The organism is Bradyrhizobium sp. HKCCYLRH3097, from assembly GCF_051167875.1.
GTDB lineage: Bacteria > Pseudomonadota > Alphaproteobacteria > Rhizobiales > Xanthobacteraceae > Bradyrhizobium.
Genome location: NZ_JBNPTX010000001.1, coordinates 269,580 through 287,195 on the forward strand (window position 1 = coordinate 269,580; position 17,616 = coordinate 287,195).

The window sequence follows — 17,616 nt, forward strand, 5'->3', positions numbered from 1 at the left end:
TTTCCGCTGATTCAGTCCCGTTCCCTCCCCCGCTTGCGGGGGAGGGTCAGGGTGGGGGCTCTCGCCGCAATGGCAGCGGCAATGGTTTCAAGAACGCCGGCGCGATTGGCCAGGACGTCGTTATTGGCAAAGCGCAGGATGTGAAATCCTTTGGCTTCGATCGCAGCTGAGCGTGAAGCGTCGCGCTGTTCGCCTTCAGTTGAGAAGTGCTGTCCGCCATCGAGCTCGATGACGAGACGTGCGGTGTGGCAGACGAAGTCGACGATGTAGCGGTCGATCGGGACCTGACGGCGAAAGCCCGCGCCGAGCAGGCGATGGCCGCGCAGCTCGGACCATAATATTCTCTCGGCATCCGTCGAGTTTTGGCGGAGGGCGCGCGCATTCGTTCGAAGCTTCGGCGAGACTGTCCAGATGGGCTTCTCGTCGTCCATCGACACCTCCTGCGCGGAGAGACCCCCACCCCAGCCCTCCCCCGCAAGCGGGAGAGGGAGTTCGAGCGTTTGCTGAGAGAGGGCGAGGCTCATCACGAACTCAGCCCTCCGGCCAAGGTCGGGACCTCCAACGGCTTGAAGCCGTAATGCGACAGCCAGCGGACGTCGCCGTCGAACAGCTGGCGCAGGTCGCTCATGCCGTATTTCAGCATCGCGATGCGGTCGATGCCCATGCCCCAGGCAAAGCCCTGGTATTCGTCGGGATCGATGCCGCAGGCGCGCAGCACGTTCGGGTGCACCATACCGCAGCCGAGAATCTCCAGCCAGTCCTCGCCCTCGCCGAAGCGGATCTCGCCCTTGTCGCGGCGGCACTGGATGTCGACCTCAAGAGACGGCTCGGTGAACGGGAAGAACGACGGCCGGAATTTCATGTTGATGTGGTCGACCTCGAAGAACGCCTTGCAGAACTCATGCAGGATCCATTTGAGGTGACCGAGATGCGAGCCCTTGTCGATGACGAGGCCCTCGACCTGGTGGAATTGCGGCGTGTGGGTCGCGTCCGAATCGATGCGATAGGTGCGGCCCGGGCAGATCACGCGGATCGGCGGCTTCTGGCTGAGCATGGTCCGCACCTGCACCGGCGAGGTGTGGGTTCGCAGCAGCATGCGCGAGCCGTCCGGCTTCGGATTGAAGAAGAACGTGTCGTGCATCTCCCGCGCCGGATGGCCTTCCGGGAAGTTCAGCTTGGTGAAGTTGTAGTCGTCGGTCTCGACGTCGGGACCTTCCGCGATCGAAAAGCCCATATCGGCGAAGATCGTGGTCAGCTCGTCCATCACCTGGCTGAGCGGATGGATGCGGCCGGTCTCGGCCGGCGAATCCTGCAGCGGCAGGGTGACGTCGATGGTCTCGGCGGCGAGACGGGCGTCGAGCGCGGCGGCCTTGAGGACGTCGCGCCGCGCGGCCAGCGCCTGCGTGACCTTGTCCTTGGCGAGGTTGATCGCGGCGCCTTGCGTCTTGCGTTCGTCCGGCGACATCTTGCCGAGGGTCGCCAGCAGCGCCGAGATCGAGCCCTTCTTGCCGAGGGCTGCGACGCGGACGGCTTCCAGCGCGGCTTCATCGCCGGCGGCGGCGATCTGGTCGAGGATCGAGGTTTCGAGCGAAGCGAGGTCGGACACGGGCAAAATCTCCGCGGGACAAAAGGCGGCTGGGTTGTCGCCGCGCGGGCGACAGGGGTCAAGCGAAGGATTGATGTCGCCGGATAGCAAAAAGCGGCCGAGAGCATCGGCCGCTTTTGAAATCCTCACGATGCGGAGGCGATCAGGCGGCGAGCGCCGCCTTGGCCTTCTCAACGATCGCCTGGAACGCGGCGGGCTCGTTGATCGCGAGATCCGACAGCACCTTGCGGTCGACGGTGATGCCGGACTTCGACAGGCCGTCGATAAATCGGCTGTAGGTGAGCTCGAAGGGACGCACGGCGGCGTTCAGGCGCTGGATCCAGAGCGCGCGGAAGGTGCGCTTCTTGCGCTTGCGATCGCGGAACGCATACTGGCCGGCCTTCTCGACGGCCTGCTTGGCGGTGCGGATCGTGTTCTTGCGGCGGCCGTAATAGCCCTTGGCGGCCTTGAAGACTTTCTTGTGCTTGGCGTGGGCGGTCACACCGCGTTTGACGCGAGACATGCCGGAAATCCTTGGATTCAGAGATGACGATCAGCCGCGGCTTTGAGGCGGCCAGGGTTCGGACGCGAGAGGCCGGTCAGGCGTTCGGCAAGAAGTACTTCTTGACGTTGTCGCCGTCGGTCTTGAACAGCACGCGGGTGCCGCGCAGCTGCCGGATCTGCTTCTTCGTCCGCTTGATCATGCCGTGGCGCTTGCCGCGCTGGGCGTGCATCACTTTGCCGGTGGCAGTCACCTTGAAGCGCTTTTTGGCGCCGGATTTGGTCTTCAGCTTGGGCATTTGGCTCTCCTTGATGCCAACGGCAAGCCGCCCGCAAAAGCGGCGCCATCCGGCGAAAATGCTCGTTAGAGCGTTGGTTGTGCTCAGGTTTCGGGTCCAAACGAGGACCCACCCGCACAGAAACATCGCCACGGCAGCCCTTGATCAGCCGGGCGACGAAGGCCGCGCTTATGCCAGAGACAAAGCCCGTTGGCAACGTCGAACCACGGAATCGGCTATTCCGACCCATGATCAGCCGACCATGACAGTCGAGGATCGACCATGACCCGCCGCGCCATCTCCGCCGCCTTCACGACCGCGCTGCTGACGGGCCTCGCGGGCCTGACGGCAAGGCCGGCGCACGCTGCCGGCTTCGATGGCGCCTGGACCGTGCTCATCATCACCGAGGCCGGCAGTTGCGACCAGGGTTACAGCTTCCCGATCCGGATCAGCGGCGGCCGGGTCCTCTCGAACAGCACCGCCAACATTACCGGCTCGGTTGGCCGCGGCGGCGCCGTCACCGTGCGGGTATCCCAGGGTGGTGCCTCTGCCAGCGGCACCGGCCGGCTTGGCGCCACGTCCGGCGTCGGCCGCTGGAGCGGCAAAGGCTCGTCCGGGACCTGCAGGGGGCGGTGGCAGGCGACGCGGTCCTGACCCGGGCCCGCAAAAGCGGTCCTGACGGGCGCCCCAAGAGAAAAGCCCGCCAAACGCGTGGCGGGCCCGGCTTCAGGTGTCGGCGTGCTGGACTTAGCGCGGCGCCAGAACCATGACCACCTGACGTCCCTCGAACCTGGCGTCCTGCTCGACCTTGGCGAACGCCGCCACGTCGGACTTCACCTTGTCGAGCAGCTTGGTGCCGATCTCCTGGTGCGCCATTTCGCGGCCGCGATAGCGCAGCGTGATCTTGACCTTGTCGCCCTCTTCGAAGAACCGCTGCATCGCGCGCATCTTCACGTCGTAGTCGTGGTCGTCGATCATCGGGCGGAGCTTGATCTCCTTGATCTCGACGACCTTCTGCTTCTTGCGGGCCTCGGCGGCCTTCTTCTGCGCCGAATATTTGTACTTCCCGTAGTCCATGATCTTACAGACGGGAGGCGAGTTGTTCGGCGAAATCTCGACCAGATCCATGCCGGCATCAGCGGCCATCTTGATCGCGACAACGGTCTCGACGACACCACGGTTGGTGCCTTCGGCATCGATCAGCTGGATCTGCGCATTGCGAATCTCATCATTGGTACGCGGCCCGTCTTTGACGGCAGCGGGCGGGGCTCGATTGGGGCGGCGAATGGGTAGTGCTCCAAGGTTGTGGAAGAAGGCGGCTAGTTTGAAGGAAGATGCTTTCGCGGGCAAGGTCGCAACGGTCCGGTGCGTCGAAATTCCGCCCGGTCGTCGCGGCTCCTGCGTCGCATGCGCGAGACTTGCGCGTCGATGCATTCCCCCAAGGAAGCCACACGGCCGAGAATTGCGATCAAACTCGCGCTTTTTCGGGCCCTCGTGGTTCCGCCGGGGGACATAGAGTGCGCGGCGCGCTTTCGCAAGCGGCTGCGTCGGGCCGCGCCGATTGACGGAAACGGCCGGTTCGCCCACACAACACCCGACAGCGAGTAACGATCCATGAACCCTGCTGCAGAAAATGCCGATCCGCCCGTCTTCATCGCCGTCGGCGCGGGCGAATCGTCGCGCCGGATCGCGGTGCGGGCGCGGCCAGGCCGTCCGCCTGGGCTGTTCTGGCTCGGTGGCTTCAATTCCGACATGAAAGGCACCAAGGCCCTGGCCCTCGACGCCTGGGCCGCCGAGCGCGGCCGCGCCTGCGTTCGCTTCGACTATTCCGGGCACGGCGAATCCGGCGGACGCTTCGTCGACGGCACCATCAGCCGCTGGCTCGAGGAGAGCGTCGCGGTGTTCCGGCAATTCTGCCGCGGACCCCAGGTCGTGATCGGTTCCTCGATGGGCGGCTGGATGGCGCTGCTGCTGGCGCGCGAGCTGCTCAAGGAGCCGGCCGAAGCAACGCTGGCGGGCCTGGTCCTGATCGCCCCGGCGCCCGATTTCACCGAGGAGCTGATGTGGAAGGGCTTTGCGCCGGCGGTCCGGACCGAGATCGAGACCAACGGCGTCTGGATGCGTCCGTCGGAGTACGGCGAGCCCTATCCCATCACCAGGGCGTTGATCGAGGACGGGCGCAACCATCTGCTGCTCGGCGGTGCCATCAAGGTCGGCTGCCCGGTGCGCATCCTGCAGGGCGCGCAGGACCGCGACGTTCCCTGGCAGCATGCGTTCGCACTGACCCACCGCCTGCCGGCCGAAGACGTGGTGCTGACCATGATCCAGGACGGTGACCACCGGCTGTCGCGTCCGCAGGACATCACGCGTATGCTGGCCGCCGTCGGCGAGATGGGCTGAGGCGGCCGGCTTCAGCATCGCGCCTGCCATTCCGCGCGGACGCTCTCGTCGGTCTCCGACGTCAGCGCCGCCTTCGCACGCCGCGCGTAAGCAGCCTCGTCGAGCAGCCAAGCGAGCGTCCAGGCGGCGGCACCGCGCACCAGCGGACTCGGATCGGCGGCCAGTCGCTCGGCTGACGGCGTCAGCGCCGCATCGCCGGAGTTGCCGATCGCGATCAGCACGTTGCGCAGGAAGCGGTCGCGGCCGATGCGCTTGATCGGCGATTTCGCGAACAACGCGCGGAACGCGGCATCGTCGAGCGCCACCAGCTCCGCCAGCGAAGGCGCGCGCAACGCGTCGCGCGCCGCCAGCTTCGCCTCGCGTCCCGCCTGCGCGAACTTGTTCCAGGGGCAGGCGGCGAGGCAGTCGTCGCAGCCATAGATGCGGTTGCCCAGCGCCTTGCGGAACTCGCGCGGGATCGGCCCCTTGTTCTCGATCGTCAGATACGAGATGCAGCGCCGTGCATCGAGGCTGTAAGGCTCCGGAAACGCCGCGGTCGGGCAGCTGTCGAGGCAGGCCCGGCACGAGCCGCAATGATCCCGCTCCGGCGCGTCCGCCGGCAGCGCCAGCGTCGTGTAGATGGCGCCGAGGAACAGCCAGGAGCCGAAGCCGCGCGACACCAAGTTGGTGTGCTTGCCCTGCCAGCCGAGCCCGGCCGCTTCGGCCAGCGGCTTCTCCATGACGGCCGCGGTGTCGACGAACACCTTCACATCACAGCCGGCCTGCGCGACCAGCCAGCGAGCGAGCGCCTTGAGCTTCTTCTTGATGACGTCGTGATAATCGTCCCCGCGGGCATAGACCGAAATCGCAGCATTGCTGCGCCGGGACAGGACCGCGCGAGGGTCCTCGTCGGGGCCGTAATTGACGCCGAGCATGATGATGCTGCGGACCTCGCGCCACAGCGTGGTGGGATCGGTGCGGCGGGACGGCTCGCGCGCCAGCCAGTCCATGTCGCCGTGCTGGCCGGCGGCGAGGAAGCGTTCGAACGCAGCGGCCCGTTCGGCACTCACGACCGGGGCGGTGATACCGACGACATCGAAGCCCAGCCGTTGCGCCTCGGCGGCCAGCGCCGCCTTCAACGTCTCCGGCGTGGGCCTAGCGGCGCTCAGAAGTCCAGATCCACATAGGTGCGCGACGCCGGCACGCCCGCCAGCCAGTCGGAGAGCAGCGGCCGGAACGACGGCCGCGACTTCACCCGCGCGTACCACGCCTTCGCGGCGTCGTCCTCGATCCATGGCACGTCGCCCAGATAGTCGATCGCCGACAGATGCGCGGCGGCGGCGAGGTCGGCATAGGTCAGGCGGTCGCCGGCCAGGAAATTGCGCCGCTGCGCCAGCCAGCCGATATAGGCGAGATGATAGCGCACATTGGTCTTGGCGGCGCGAATCACGTCGGTCGACGGCGGCCCGCCGCCATCCTCCTCGCTCATGAAGCGCTTGTAGATGCGCTCGGTGACCAGCAGGTTCGAGGCCTCCTCGAAGAACTTGGTGTTGAACCAGTCCATCAGCCGGCGCACCTCGATGCGCTCGGCCGCCGAGGCCGGCATCAGCCGGCGATCACCCATCTCGGGCCCGCAGGTCTCGTCGATGAATTCGGCGATCACGCCGACACCGGGCACCGGCGGCAGGCCTTCGACCGACAGCACCGGCGTGGTGGCCGCGGGATTGAGCACGAGAAACGCCTCGCGGCGCTCCCAGGCGCGTTCCTCCACCAGGCGCAGATCGAGCCCGTATTCGCCGAGCACCAGCCGGACGAAGCGTGAATGCGGGCAGAAGGGATGGTGGTAGAGCGTGTACATGGAGCCTTTCGACGATTCCGCGGCTACGGCGCTTAACGAACAATCAACCATCGGTTCGCACCGACGCCTCGTCCCGATACCGGCGCGCGGGTGCGCTCGCGAATCGGACCATTAGCGCATGGTCGGCGAAAGTGTAAGCAGTAGGGCGACGGGCGGTCATGCGGGAAACGGCGCTTTCGGGAACAGCGATCAGCGCGCCCGATCCGCTGTCCGGCATTGCCTCGTTCCGATTCGCATGGCCGATCACACGCCGGTTCATTCATCGGATGTGGCCGGTTCGAGCGCTTTTTGCAATTGCGGGCGCGGGCCGAATAGGCGAGAAGGGCGGCGTTTTGCCGGCCATCCAGGATCCGATCAATGATGTCAGATACGCTGCGGGCGGTGCTTCTCGGCATCGTCGAGGGCGTCACCGAGTTTCTTCCCGTATCCTCGACGGGCCATCTGCTGCTCGCCGAGCGCTTTTTCGGGCTCGGCGACGAGGGGTTCTGGAAGAGCTTTGCGATCCTGATCCAGCTCGGCGCCATCCTCGCCATCGTTGCGCTGTACTTCTTCAAGCTGTACCGCGTCGCGATCGGCGCGCTGACGAACCCTGACGACCGCCGCTTCATCATCGGCGTGCTGATCGCCTTCCTGCCCGCGGTCATCATCGGCCTCATCGCCGGCAAGTACATCAAGGCGCTCCTGTTCGATCCCTGGGTCGTGTGCTTCTCGCTGATCGTCGGCGGCGCCATCCTGCTGTGGGTCGATCAGATCGATTTCAAGCCGCGAGAGCACGACGCCACGCGCTATCCGCTCATGATGTATCTGTGGATCGGCGTCGCGCAGTGCACGGCGATGATCCCCGGCGTGTCGCGCTCCGGCGCCACCATCGTGGCGGCGATGCTGCTCGGCGGCGACAAGCGCTCGGCCGCGGAGTTCTCCTTCTTCCTGGCGATCCCGACCATGGTCGGCGCCTTCGTCTACGACTTCTACAAGAGCCGCGCCGAGATGACGGCGGACCATCTCGGTCTGATCGCGATCGGCTTCGTCGTCTCCTTCATCACCGCGATGATCGTGGTGAAGGCTTTCCTCGGCTACGTCACCCGCCACGGCTTCGTGCTGTTCGCCTGGTGGCGCGTCATCGTCGGCACCCTCGGCCTGATCGCACTGGCGCTGGGGAAATGAGCTGAGCCCCAGCTCCATCCACCGTCATTGCGAGCGTAAGCGAAGCAATCCAGTGTGGTGTCATGGACTCTGGATTGCTTCGTCGCTTCGCTCCTCGCAATGACGTGGAGAGGCCGGTGGCCCCTCACGCGTTCTTGCGCTGGAACTGGCCGGACGGACGGAAGCGCCAGAGATATTGCGGGGCGATCGCCTCGAGCGAATCCGGCGTGATGCCGAGGCCCTGCAAGGTCAGCCCGGCCGCCTTTGCCGCCTCCGACACCACGTTGTCGTGGCGCAACAGCTCGACCTGGTCCGGCGTCAGCTTCAGCGGCCCCGGCGCGAACTGCAGGATTGCGGCCTGCAGTTTGGCGAGCCCGAACGGCAACGGCAGCAGCGCGCGGTCGCGGTCGGTGATGTCGAGGATGATTTTCAGGATTTCCCGGAAGCTCAGCACCTCGGGCCCGCCGAGCTCGTAGGTCGCGCCCGGCTGCGCCTTGCCGTCGACCGCATCGGCCACCGCGGTGGCGACGTCGCCGACATAGACCGGCTGCATCTTCGTCTCGCCGCCGCCGATCAGCGGCAGGAACGGCGAGATCCGGGCGAGCCCCGCAAAGCGGTTGGTGAACTGGTCCTCGGGGCCGAACACGACCGAGGGGCGCATGATCACGGCCTCGGGCACCGCGGCCAGCACGGCGGCCTCGCCGGCCGCCTTGGCGCGGGCATAGCTCGACGCCGACTCGGCGTCGGCGCCGATCGCCGAGACGTGCACCATGCGGGCGCCGGCGGCGGCCGCCGCCTTGGCGACGGTGGCGGCGCCCTCGGCCTGCACGGCCTCGAAGGTCTGCGCGCCGCTCTCGGTCAGGACGCCGACGAGGTTGATCGCGACATGGCTGTCACGCAGCGCCGATGCGACCGAGTCGGGATAGCGCAGATTGGCCTGTACGGCGTGGATCTGGCCGACCCGGCCGAGCGGCTGCAGATGGCCGGCCAGCTCCGGCCGACGCACCGCGACGCGGATGCGGTAGTCGCGCTTGGCCAGCGCCCGGACCACGTTGCGCCCGACGAAGCCGGAGCCGCCGAAGACGGTAACCAATGTGTCCAGATTCGATGCCATGGAATGAGTCCTGGGATTGCCGGGCGGTCGGTCCGCCCCGGACGAGATAGCTGTCAGCGGCGATTCGCACCCCGCGGCCCGCCATCCTGGGCCGCTGTATAGCCCATCGCCCGCACCGCGGAAAAGGGAGCCGTGTTTTTGCGCATGGGGTGAGAAAAATTGTCATCTTGGGCGTTCAGCGGTTTGACAAGCGCCCGTTCGATCCGTACACAGCGCCCCCATGCCCAGGTGGCGGAATTGGTAGACGCGCTGGCTTCAGGTGCCAGTGGCTTAACGGCCGTGAAGGTTCGAGTCCTTTCCTGGGCACCATTTTTGGTGGTGACCTCCCCCGCACAGAACTCTGTGACAGACGACGGCGCTGATGCGCCTCGCGATCTGATTGGGTGGCATCGATTTAGCTGATGTCTTCGCGACATCAGCGACACGCTCGTCCCCGAGCCAGCCGATAATCCTCCTTTCAACGCCCGTGATGTAGCCGCTGCTGCCGGCTGCGAGCCTCCACCCTCCCCTGGAGGGGGAGGGTCGATCGCACGCGAAGCGGGCGAGCGGGGTGGGGCGATCTCTCCACGCACGCCAGCGCCAGAGGAGAGATCACCCCACCCCGCCTCACGTTTCGCTTCGCTCTCCGTGAGGCGACCCTCCCCCTCCAGGGGAGGGTGGGCACCGCCTTCGTGTTGAGTGATCACCATGACCGCCGTGGTCTTTCTCGTTTAGGGCAAGACCTATCAGCCTCGTGGCGCGCTTTGCGCCCGAGCCATGCCGATCGTCTCGCCCTCGAAATCATGAGGGCGCAGGGAGAGCCGGGTGCCGACCGCACCCATGGCCCGCCAGCGAAGGAAAATGCTGGCGGCAGGAACCACAGGTACGCGCCGGATCATCCGGCCCTCCCTGCGCGATTGGTTTTAACGGCTGCTTCGCGTTCTCCCTGGTGCGCCGGGCTTGGTGGCCACCATCCCCACGCGAAGCGAAAGCTTCGTCATGAGTTGATATCAGCGTCGGGATATCAGGACCGCGCGACTTGACCGTGCGTGCATCCTTGTTCGTCCGCGCGAACTCAATCACGCTGCAACGACACACGCCCATCGCATCCCACTGCCAACGTCTCGTGACGGTCGCGACACGCCCCTCATGCGGCAGCAGGGACGCGCGGAAATGTGCAGGTGATTTGCCCGACGGCGCAAGCCGAAATGCTGCGACAGACTGGCACGACGGGCAGTTTGGAGATGGGTGGTATGCGACGGGGCGATCAATATGGCCGCATAGCGTTGCTGCATGTCCACTCTACATCGCTTAGAAAGGTGTTGGGGCAAGAGCCGGGAAAACGATATAATCAGTATCCAATGAACAAGCCGCGGTTGCTGCCGCAACTGTGTGCCAAAAGCGTTGGGGACAGCGGAGCGCCAAAAGATGGCTCACGATGGCCGCGCGATCGCGAACTTCGTCCTAGATGAATGTGAAAAGCGAGGAGTCGAAGTAACAAACCTCTCGCTCCAGAAGATTGTATACTTTTGTCATGCTTGGTCGTTGATCGAGCTTAAGGCCCCTCTGATCGCCCATAGATTTGAGGCGTGGGAGCTCGGGCCGGTGCTTCCGTATCTTTACCGAGAGTTCAAGGGCAACGACAGATCGCCCATTCGAGGAAGAGCGTGCCGAATCGATCCAGCAACCGGACAGAGTCAAGTTGTTCAATACAAATTCGATGCGTCAACTACAGATATACTCAGGAAAATTGTTGCCTTTTACTCCCGACTCCGCCCTGGTGATTTGGTGGAACTAACCCATGTCAAGGGTGGTCCGTGGTATAAGGTTTGGAATCACTCAGGTTCTGTCAACCCGGGTATGAAGATCGCAGACGAGGATATAGTTAGTTTCTACTCGAAGCACATAGCGCCATACACGCTGCAATGAGAGGTAACCGTGGCCAAACCGAAAGTGCCATCAGTTCAGCATCTCGCGCGAAATTGGCAGGACACGCCTGAGCGTACCTGCAAGACGCTCGTCCGTCTGGTAAACAATCCACCTACGTTCAATTACAACGCTCTGTTCTTGGCCGCTCGCGATATGCTGGTTTTCAACCAGCCCTATGACGAGATCGTTGAAGGCATCAAGCGGGCTGTGAAGCGTGCCGATGTTCGGAAGAATTTTCTTGAGGTTCTTCCGCTCATCCGGGACCATTTCGCTGATGTGACGCCGGATTTTGTTCAGTCGATCGACCGTCGATACTATTCGATCGGCCGTGGGCTCATGGTGCCGTTCGATCCTCCGCTTCTGTACGGAGTAGGTGGCCAGCTTACCTTTCCTTGGTTCAGTTTCTGGCGCCAGAATCCGCTTGCCAGAGAGCGGTTGTCGCTTTTCGTGACGCTCGTCGACGAGTTGCTGGCGGACGATCCTGATCTCGCCGCAGCAAAATTCCAGATTCTGGATTTCAGTGTTCCAAGAGTGAAGGGGCGTGAGCCTCTGAGGGAATTGCGGGTCATTGAGGCCGGCGACATTCCGCGCGTCAGCGAAGACAGAAAAATAGAGATGCTTAGGGTCTTCGCCGATGGATATTTCATGGCCGAAGCCGAGCTTGCCCGACGTCCGGCGGCCCCTTCCGAGGAGCGCGAACGGCCCGATCCAAGGCAGGGCGACTTCTTTGATAAAGACCCGCCAAATCCCTGATTGGCGGGTGATTGCCGTGTCGTGCTTGGAAAGACACTGATCGGGGCGGACCGATGCGCTTAGGTTTGACCTTCTCTTAGGCTGCCCAACTTGCCAAAGCCGCTTCAGCCGCTGCGCGATCAACTCGGATGTGGTAGATGGTCTGGCGGGTCAGGCCGGTGGCGTCGGCGATCTCGCTATTTCCTTTGTGCAAGCATGTTGCAGACCGTCCCGAATTGCTGACGGTTGAAGCCGGGCTTAGGCCCGAGGTACTTCCGTTCCGGTGCATCAGGACGCTTGCCGATCCACTGATGTCCGTATTTTTATACCTCAACAGACACCGGTAGCAGGACGTGGCGGCGATTCATCCACTCAATCAATGTTTGGTCGGTAGCCGCCATACAACTTCCGATGTACTCCTACAGTATTAGCCCGTGCAGGAGCATAGCGTGATCACTGATCTCGACGAGTTGGTTCTCAAATGCAGGGGAGAAGAAGCCCGCAATTACCTGCGCGAAGCAGTCGCCAGCTACAAGGCGGGGGCAAACAGAGCCTGCATTGTATCCGTGTGGATAGCTGTCGTTTTTGACCTTATCGAGAAAGTTCGCGAGCTAGCGCTGTCAGGTGATCCAGAGGCAAAATTGCTCATTGACACGTACGAACGATGGCGGGTGGGGGTCGAACGAGGAGATGCCGAAGCTTTAAAGAAGAGCCTAGAATTCGAACGCAGCATCATCGACCAAACATATTCCAAGTTCGAGTTCTTTGAACATCAGCAACTCATAGATTTGCAAAGGTTGCGGGAAGATCGGAATCGCTGTGCCCATCCGACGTATCAAAGGCAGGACGCGCACTATCAACCATCAGCAGAGCTCGCTCGGCTGCACCTTCGCAACGCCGTTGAATTTGTTCTCTCCCAACCACCCGTGCAAGGCAAGGCAGCGGTTCAAAGTTTGGTGTCGGTGGTTGGCTCAAATCTGTTTCCATCCGATTACAAGCAGGCGCTTTCGGCACTCAAGGCGGCGGGCCTAGGTAGACCGAAGGACGTTCTTGTGAAGACCTTCACCGACAAATTGTTGTTCGGCTTCTTCGATGGGCCTGAGCAATTGAAGGAACGCCGCCAAACGCTTGTAGCTCTCCGCGCTTGCTGCGACGGCTTTCCCTCTTTTGCTGAGCCCCGCATTGCAAGCGCAATAAACAAGATTTGCAGGCAAATCTCAGACACGGAATTTCCTTTGACCTTCGCAATCCTGCGCCACGTGCCGCAATCTTGGAGCTTCCTCGACGAGGACAATAGAAGGAAGTTTAATGATTTCCTTCGAAGAGCTCCTGTCGCTCGGATCCAGGCAGTTATTGGGGCGTCGTTGAGCCTCCCAGGTCTTAGAGACACGGCCGAGTCTCGATTGAGTAGCTTTTCAGCAGAGGAATTAAAGCAGGTTCTGCAGTCAAAAGACCGTGTCATCGTTGCGCAGGCAGTTCGGCTGTACAGCTCCGCGCGGAATTGGCCAGATGCAAATTCGATCTACGGGCTAGTGGTGGAACCGCTTCTCGCTTCGTTCACTGCCGGAGATGTCGAAATGATAGTTCGTGCTTCGTGGAATGGGGCTGACCTGAGAGGCTCCCACAGTTTCAATGCCTTCTTGCAATATGTTTACGACCACGAACTCATGCCGAAAGATCGGCTTTTAGAACTGCTGAGGGAGGGCGGTCTTTCAAGGGAGGCCGACAGGCTGACATCGGTCGATGATGATCTTCCGTTCTAGTAGAGCCGTTCGCCTTGTGCGGCCCTCTTTCGGTCCGCCTGCAGGTTGCCGACACTCGGGTGGCTATGCTGCCACTGATGCGAAGCGCCATCCGACGTGATTGAAACGACTGAGCTATTTCGAAAAAGCCTGCGGTCGTCGGTCGCAAGCGGAGTCTTTCCGCTGCCGTGGCGCAAACCACCGCAGGCGCGGTTCGCCGGCCAAGACCGGCGAACGCTCGGACGACCTATCCCTTATACCCCATCAGCAGCCGCGGCAGCCACAGCGAGAAGGCCGGCACGTAGGTCACGAACATCAGGGCGGCGATCAGCGCGGCGTAGAACGGCAGGATGGTGCGCATGACCGCGCCGACCGAGATGCCGCCGATGGCGCAGCCGACGAACTGCGTGGTGCCGACCGGCGGGGTGTTGAGGCCCAGCGCGCAGTTGATCAGCATCAGCATGCCGAACTGCACCGGATCCATGCCCGCCTTCATCGCGATCGGCAGGAAGATCGGGGTGCAGATCAGGATGGTCGCCGCCATGTCCATGAACGTGCCGAGCAGGAACAGGATGACGTTGATCAGCAGGAAGATCATCCAGGGCTGCGTCGACACCTTGCTCATCAGGTCGCCGGCGAAATCGGCGACCTCGTACAATCCCATCAGGTACTGGAACATGGTGGAGACGCCGATCAGCAGCAGCACCACGCCGGTCGTCTTGACCGCCTTGGCGGCGGCCCGCAGGAAGTTCTGCAAGGTCATCGTGCGGTAGATGAAGAACGTCAGCAGGATCGTGTAGGTGACCGCGACGGCCGCGGACTCGGTGGCCGTGAACACGCCGGACAGGATGCCCGCCAGGATGATGCCGACGATCAAGAGGCCGGGCAGCGCCGCGGCGAACGAGCGGAACACCTCCGCCCAGCCGGGAAACTTGCCCGCGGGATAGCCGCGCTTCACGGCGACCGCGTAGGCGGCGACCAGCATGCAGACCATCAGCACGAGCGCCGGAAGAAGACCCGCGGCGATCAGCGCGCCGATCGACACCTTGCCGCCGGCGGCGAGCGCATAGATGATCATGTTGTGGCTGGTCGGCATCAACGCGCCGACCAGCGAGGCGTGGGTGGTGACGTTGACGGCGTAGTCGGTGTCGAACCCTTCCTTCTTCATCATCGGGATCATCACCGCGCCCATCGCCGACACGTCGGCCACGGGAGAGCCGGAGACGCCGCCGAACAGCGTGCAGGCGACGACGTTCGACATGCCGAGCCCGCCGCGGATGTGACCGACGAGATTCTTGGCGAGCTGCACGATCTTGTCCGCGACGCCGCCATGCAGCATCAGCTCGCCGCTGAAGACGAAGAACGGGATGGCGAGGAACGAGAAGATGTTCATCCCCGACATCATCTGCTGGAAGATGACGGCAACCGGCAGGCCTTCATAGAGGATGGTGCAGATCGCCGAGAGGCCGATCGCAAACGCAACGGGAACGCCGAGGACCAGGAAGCCGAAGAAGGTGACGCCGAGAATAATCAGTTCCATGAGGGGACGACCTCTTCGCCGCGCAAGAGAGCAATGATGTGCTCGATGGAAAACATGACGATCAGGATTCCCGAAGCGATCAGCGGCACGTAGCGGACGACTTCGGGCAGGCCGAGATTGGCGATCTTCACGGTGCCCACGGAGGCGCCGAGGATCCAGCCGTTGTAGGCCATCGCGACGCCGAACATCGCGACCAGCACGTGGATGACGAGCTCGATCTTTTCCCGCAGATCATCCGGCAGCATCACGAGGAGGCTGTCCATGCCGATATGGCCGGCGTCGCGAACGCCGACGGCGGCGCCGATCAGCGTGACATAGAGGATCAGGACCAGCGCCAGGTTCTCGGTCCAGGTCGGGCTGGAGTTGAGAACGTAGCGTCCGAACACCTGGTAGAAGACGATGGTGACGATGACGAGCAGGCCGGCGACGGACAGATACATGCCGACGCGCGCGATGACGGCGTTGATCCGCGAGAGCAGGCCGGTCGACGGACGTCCCTCCTGCTGCTCGTGGTCTCCGACATGTGGATCTGTCATTCCCGTCCCTCCCCTGGCTTTCCTGCGGCGCCGCCTGATGGCGACGCCGGACCGTATGATTGTTGTTCTTGGTAGATGTCTTTGAAGTCGCGATTTTTGCGTCGCTACTCTTATTTGGTGTCCTGGATGCGCTTGACGAGGCTCGAGAGCTTCTCGTCGCCAGCGAACTTCTGGTACACCGGCTTCATCGCGTCGACGAATTCCTGCTTGTTGGCGATCGTCACGACCTGGACGCCAGCGGCCTCGACGGTCTTGCGGGAGGTCTGCTCGCGCTCGTCCCAGAGCTTGCGCATGACCGGCACGGATTCCTTTGCCGCCTTGCGGATCATCGCCTGATCCTCTTTGCTCAGCGTGTCCCAGACCTTCTTGGACATCACGAGGACTTCGGGCGCCAGCGAGTGCTCGGTGACGTTGTAGAACTTGGCGGCCTCGAAGTGGCGCGAGGATTCATAGGACGGCCAGTTGTTCTCGGCGGCGTCGACGAGGCCGGTCTTGAGCGCGGTGTAGACCTCGCCATAGGGCATCGGGGTCGGGTTGGCGCCGAGGCTCTGGATCATGCCGACCCAGAGGTCGGACTGCTGGACGCGGATCTTCAGGCCCTTGAGGTCGGCGAGCGACTTCACCGGCGCCTTGACCGTGTAGATCGAGCGCGCGCCGCTGTCATAATAAGCCAGGCCGACCAGGCCGGCGGGCTCCATGGCCGCCAGGATCTCGTCGCCGATCGGCCCGTCCAGGACGTTGCGCATGTGCTGCGTGTCGCGGAACACGAAGGGCAGGCACAGCGCGACGGTCTCCGGCACGAAATTGTTGAGCGGCGAGGAGTTGATCCGCATCATGTCGAGCGCGCCGATCTTGAGCTGCTCGATCGTGTCCTTCTCGGAGCCGAGGGCGCCGTTCGGAAACACCTTGACGCCGAGCTTGCCGCCGCTCGCGGCAGCGAGCTGCTTGCCCATGAACTTGACGGCTTCGACGGTCGGATAATCGGCGGGGTGCACGTCGGCGGAGCGGAAATCGCGCGCGGTCGCCAGCGGCGACGAGACCGCCAGCACAGCGGCCGCAATGATACCTGTAAGTGCCTTCATCTTGGCTTCCTCCTCAATTGATTATGTCGTTGTTGGGCAGATGCTGCAGACCGCCTTGGGTCGCTGCGCTCCAGATGCGAAGTCCTGCGACAATATCACGCGTAGGGCCAGTGGCTATTTCTGTCCAAGCCAAAGGCGGCATCGATCAATGCAAGAGTTGCATCGATCGATCGGGTGCGATCTGGCGCGATGCAACCAGCGGGTCGACCGCCCGTCAATGACGACGGCGCCGCCTCGAACGGCCGCGGAGACACTGCCGGCGCCACCTCAGATGCGATCACTTGAGATGCGATCACTTGGCCCTGTCCGGCCCTTGCGCCCGGGCGGCGGGGCTGGCATTCCCACGGCTGATCTCCGGACCGGCCCGGCGCGTTTGCCGGTTGGTTACCAGCGCCGGGCTACAGCCGGTTCCCGAGCGCTTCCCGCGGCGTTGCTCCGGCCCGTCGCGTCCGATTTCGATTCGACGAGGTTTTGAGAGCCATGACCGTACGCCTGCACCGCGGCGACCTGCCTGATCTTTCCCGCTATACCTCGTCGGTCGCGATCGACACCGAGACGATGGGGCTCAATCCGCACCGCGACCGGCTGTGCGTGGTGCAGTTGTCGCCCGGCGACGGCTCGGCCGACGTGGTGCAGATTCCCAAGGGGCACACCGACGCGCCGAACCTGAAGGCGCTGCTCGGCAACCCGGACATCACCAAAATCTTCCACTTCGCGCGCTTCGATGTCGCGGCGCTGTTTCACGCGTTCGGGGTGATGCCGCAGCCGGTCTATTGCACCAAGATCGCCTCGCGGCTGGCGCGCACCTATACCGACCGCCATGGCCTGAAGGATCTCGTGCGCGAGCTGCTCAACGTCGATCTCTCCAAGCAGCAGCAGTCGAGCGACTGGGGCGCCGAGCAGCTCAGCGAGCCGCAGCTCGCGTATGCCGCCTCCGACGTGCTGCATCTGCATGCGCTGCGCGAAAAGCTCGACGGGATGCTGGCGCGCGAAGGGCGGTTGGCGCTGGCGCAGGCCTGTTTCGCGTTCCTGCCCCACCGCGCGACGCTCGATCTGGGCGGATTCGAGGCCGAGGACATCTTCGCGCATTCCTGAAGCCGGCGAATCGCGGGCGCGTTCACGATCATTAATGTCTCGTAATGATCGCAAGCCGCCCCGCGTCGCGATTTCGCGCCAGTTCCAGGCTGCAATGGTGAAGGCGTCCATGGTAGGATGGGC

18 protein-coding genes and 1 tRNA gene are annotated in these 17,616 nt (G+C 63.4%); 8 read left to right on the forward strand and 11 right to left on the reverse strand.

The features are described 5' to 3' along the window. Window positions 1–11: 11 nt before the first annotated feature. From ACQR0U_RS01255 to rpmI, 4 genes are all read right to left on the reverse strand, one after another. A complete protein-coding gene (locus ACQR0U_RS01255) occupies window positions 12–431 on the reverse strand; it encodes an endonuclease domain-containing protein (protein ID WP_315716850.1) in 420 nt (139 codons plus the stop codon). A gap of 92 nt (window positions 432–523) precedes the next feature. Then, window positions 524–1,606: a phenylalanine--tRNA ligase subunit alpha gene (gene pheS, locus ACQR0U_RS01260; RefSeq protein WP_316166383.1), complete on the reverse strand. Its 1,083-nt coding sequence runs from the start codon at window positions 1,604–1,606 to the stop codon at window positions 524–526. A 142-nt stretch (window positions 1,607–1,748) separates the two neighbouring features. Further along, window positions 1,749–2,108, reverse strand: a complete 360-nt coding sequence (rplT, locus tag ACQR0U_RS01265) for a 50S ribosomal protein L20 (RefSeq protein ID WP_012040570.1) — start codon at window positions 2,106–2,108, stop codon at window positions 1,749–1,751. Window positions 2,109–2,184: 76 nt separating this feature from the next. Beyond that, on the reverse strand, window positions 2,185–2,385 hold the full coding sequence (gene rpmI, locus ACQR0U_RS01270; RefSeq protein WP_008539890.1) for a 50S ribosomal protein L35: 201 nt from the start codon (window positions 2,383–2,385) through the stop codon (window positions 2,185–2,187). A gap of 261 nt (window positions 2,386–2,646) precedes the next feature. Between rpmI and ACQR0U_RS01275 the strand changes: the two genes are divergently transcribed. Then, entirely contained in the window at window positions 2,647–3,018 is a 372-nt protein-coding gene (locus tag ACQR0U_RS01275; protein WP_315716852.1) for a hypothetical protein, read from the forward strand. Between the two features lie 93 nt (window positions 3,019–3,111). Here ACQR0U_RS01275 and infC read toward each other — a convergent pair whose 3' ends face one another. After that, on the reverse strand, window positions 3,112–3,651 hold the full coding sequence (gene infC, locus ACQR0U_RS01280; protein WP_315716960.1) for a translation initiation factor IF-3: 540 nt from the start codon (window positions 3,649–3,651) through the stop codon (window positions 3,112–3,114). Window positions 3,652–3,978: 327 nt separating this feature from the next. On the opposite strand from infC, the gene ACQR0U_RS01285 reads away from it, so the two are divergent. Further along, a complete protein-coding gene (locus tag ACQR0U_RS01285; protein WP_315750480.1) occupies window positions 3,979–4,764 on the forward strand; it encodes an alpha/beta hydrolase in 786 nt (261 codons plus the stop codon). A gap of 11 nt (window positions 4,765–4,775) precedes the next feature. On the opposite strand, the gene queG is transcribed toward ACQR0U_RS01285, so the two are convergent. Together queG and ACQR0U_RS01295 are read right to left on the reverse strand one after the other, a co-directional pair. After that, window positions 4,776–5,960, reverse strand: coding sequence for a tRNA epoxyqueuosine(34) reductase QueG (gene queG / locus ACQR0U_RS01290; RefSeq protein WP_434842703.1), 1,185 nt, complete (start codon window positions 5,958–5,960; stop codon window positions 4,776–4,778). Next, entirely contained in the window at window positions 5,909–6,601 is a 693-nt protein-coding gene (locus tag ACQR0U_RS01295; protein ID WP_315716854.1) for a glutathione S-transferase family protein, read from the reverse strand. The genes queG and ACQR0U_RS01295 overlap by 52 nt, the downstream gene beginning before the upstream one ends. A gap of 357 nt (window positions 6,602–6,958) precedes the next feature. Here ACQR0U_RS01295 and ACQR0U_RS01300 point away from each other — a divergent pair, with 357 nt between their 5' ends. Beyond that, a complete protein-coding gene (locus ACQR0U_RS01300) occupies window positions 6,959–7,765 on the forward strand; it encodes an undecaprenyl-diphosphate phosphatase (protein ID WP_434842480.1) in 807 nt (268 codons plus the stop codon). A 124-nt stretch (window positions 7,766–7,889) separates the two neighbouring features. Here ACQR0U_RS01300 and ACQR0U_RS01305 read toward each other — a convergent pair whose 3' ends face one another. Next, entirely contained in the window at window positions 7,890–8,858 is a 969-nt protein-coding gene (locus tag ACQR0U_RS01305; RefSeq protein ID WP_316173498.1) for a complex I NDUFA9 subunit family protein, read from the reverse strand. Window positions 8,859–9,080: 222 nt separating this feature from the next. Here ACQR0U_RS01305 and ACQR0U_RS01310 point away from each other — a divergent pair. The 4 genes from ACQR0U_RS01310 (at window position 9,081) to ACQR0U_RS01325 (ending at window position 13,261) form a co-directional block, all read left to right on the forward strand. Further along, window positions 9,081–9,167: transfer RNA gene (locus tag ACQR0U_RS01310), tRNA-Leu, on the forward strand. Window positions 9,168–10,265: 1,098 nt separating this feature from the next. Next, entirely contained in the window at window positions 10,266–10,766 is a 501-nt protein-coding gene (locus ACQR0U_RS01315; RefSeq protein ID WP_410052167.1) for a Panacea domain-containing protein, read from the forward strand. A 9-nt stretch (window positions 10,767–10,775) separates the two neighbouring features. Next, on the forward strand, window positions 10,776–11,519 hold the full coding sequence (locus tag ACQR0U_RS01320) for a hypothetical protein (RefSeq protein WP_316191516.1): 744 nt from the start codon (window positions 10,776–10,778) through the stop codon (window positions 11,517–11,519). Between the two features lie 428 nt (window positions 11,520–11,947). Further along, the gene (locus ACQR0U_RS01325) at window positions 11,948–13,261 is read left to right on the forward strand and encodes a hypothetical protein (protein WP_316191515.1); all 1,314 of its coding nucleotides are present in this window, start codon (window positions 11,948–11,950) and stop codon (window positions 13,259–13,261) included. A gap of 226 nt (window positions 13,262–13,487) precedes the next feature. Here ACQR0U_RS01325 and ACQR0U_RS01330 read toward each other — a convergent pair whose 3' ends face one another. From ACQR0U_RS01330 to ACQR0U_RS01340, 3 genes are all read right to left on the reverse strand, one after another. Then, window positions 13,488–14,780 carry a TRAP transporter large permease gene (locus ACQR0U_RS01330; protein WP_315716864.1) on the reverse strand — a complete coding sequence of 431 codons (1,293 nt, stop codon included), beginning with the start codon at window positions 14,778–14,780 and terminating at the stop codon, window positions 13,488–13,490. Continuing rightward, a complete protein-coding gene (locus ACQR0U_RS01335; protein ID WP_434842482.1) occupies window positions 14,771–15,316 on the reverse strand; it encodes a TRAP transporter small permease in 546 nt (181 codons plus the stop codon). Before ACQR0U_RS01335 ends, ACQR0U_RS01330 begins: the two co-directional genes overlap by 10 nt. A 110-nt stretch (window positions 15,317–15,426) precedes the next feature. Then, window positions 15,427–16,398, reverse strand: coding sequence for a TRAP transporter substrate-binding protein (locus ACQR0U_RS01340; RefSeq protein WP_315716866.1), 972 nt, complete (start codon window positions 16,396–16,398; stop codon window positions 15,427–15,429). A gap of 480 nt (window positions 16,399–16,878) precedes the next feature. On the opposite strand from ACQR0U_RS01340, the gene ACQR0U_RS01345 reads away from it, so the two are divergent. Next, a complete protein-coding gene (locus ACQR0U_RS01345) occupies window positions 16,879–17,493 on the forward strand; it encodes a ribonuclease D (protein ID WP_315716867.1) in 615 nt (204 codons plus the stop codon). The last annotated feature ends 123 nt before the right edge of the window (window positions 17,494–17,616 follow it).